This is a genomic window from Mesorhizobium sp. M7A.F.Ca.ET.027.03.2.1 (genome assembly GCF_003999175.1).
Lineage (GTDB): Bacteria > Pseudomonadota > Alphaproteobacteria > Rhizobiales > Rhizobiaceae > Mesorhizobium.
Genome location: NZ_RZOM01001390.1, coordinates 1 through 1,247, shown reverse-complemented (window position 1 = coordinate 1,247; position 1,247 = coordinate 1). Strand labels below are relative to the sequence as shown.

General features: G+C 63.9%; 1 protein-coding gene and 2 pseudogenes. 2 read left to right on the top strand and 1 reads right to left on the bottom strand.

Annotation, left to right across the window (positions count from 1 at the left end; all coding sequences use genetic code 11):
* Nucleotides 1-285, bottom strand: a 285-nt coding sequence (locus tag EN750_RS34940) for an FHIPEP family type III secretion protein (RefSeq protein ID WP_189526692.1), incomplete at its 3' end; no start/stop codon positions are given.
* A 145-nt stretch (nucleotides 286-430) separates the two neighbouring features.
* On the opposite strand from EN750_RS34940, the pseudogene EN750_RS34935 reads away from it, so the two are divergent.
* A pseudogene (locus EN750_RS34935) lies at nucleotides 431-731 on the top strand (putative quinol monooxygenase).
* 134 nt (nucleotides 732-865) lie between these two features.
* A pseudogene (locus tag EN750_RS34930) lies at nucleotides 866-1,247 on the top strand (chloride channel protein); the annotation flags it as partial.

Below are 1,247 nucleotides of genomic sequence, written 5' to 3'. Positions count from 1 at the left end.
CGACAGGATCATGCGCGTGGTGGCGATGTTGAGCGACAGCCGCAGCATGGTGGCGATGAGCAGCACGGTCGGGAACGACGAGAAATCGAGCGGCCGCTGGATCCACAGCGCCACCATCAGGATCAGCACCGAAAGCGCGATCGAGAAGGCGAGGCCGATGTCGATGAGAAAGGCCGGAATCGGCAGGAACAGCACGGCCAGGATGATGACGATGCCGATGGCGAAGAAGACGTCGCGGCCGTTCTTGGCCACCGCGCCGGGCTGAATGCTTTCGCTGATCGCCATATCGTCCTCAAACCCCATAGACTGCCGAGCGCGCGACAGCCCTGTGAGGGTAGCCCGCCAAGCTTGCGCGAGGGTGGGAGACTGGCTAGTTCGACGACCATGCGCAGGTCGCCGTGTCGGCCGGCCTCGCTAGGAAGGGAAACCCATGCTTCTGATCATCGGCACCCATCCGCCTGCCGCCAAACAAATTGGAGGAAGCTAAGCCCGCTATGGAACGCATGGTTTCCGGCAGCCGCGCCGAGCCCGGCTGTCTCGAATATTCCTATGCGCAGGATGTTTTCGATGCCGGGCTCATCCGGGTCACGGAAGTCTGGAGTGACAGGGCAGCGCTCGACGCGCATTTCGCCTCGCCGCACATTGCGGACTGGCGTGCGAGCTGGCCGGCGCTAGGCATAGGCGAGCGCAACCTCGTGCTCTATGAAGCCGGCGAGCCCATGCCGACCTGAACGGTCCGTCAGCCGATCGATATCGCGCCAGCTGTCGCCAATATGGTGTCTGCCGGCATAGTGGTTGCCATGCCGTGCCGCCGGGCGTATCAGGCTGGCTTTCCACTGCCTTTCGATATCGGCGAGCCGCCCCGGTGCTTTCCAGAAACCACAGCGAAGTCTACGCCCGCCGGCTGCGCGCGGTGCTGGTCAGGTCGTTGCCCCTGCTCGAGGCACGCGGCATCGTGGTGGTCGTTCTCGCCGGTGTCGTAGGCGTGATGGCTGGCATATTGGTCACGGCGATGAGCCAGATCGTGCAGGACCTGCACGGGCTGCTGTTCGGCGTTCAGCCAGGCGGCCGGCTTTCCGGCATGTTCTCGCTCGCCAATCCGATGCAGGCGCTGATACCGGCGATCGGCGGCATGCTGCTGGGGCTGACGGTGGTCTGGCTCAGAATACGGAAATTCCGCACGCCGATCGACCCGATCGAAGCCAATGCGCTCTATGGCGGGCGCATGTCGCTGACCGACACCTTCA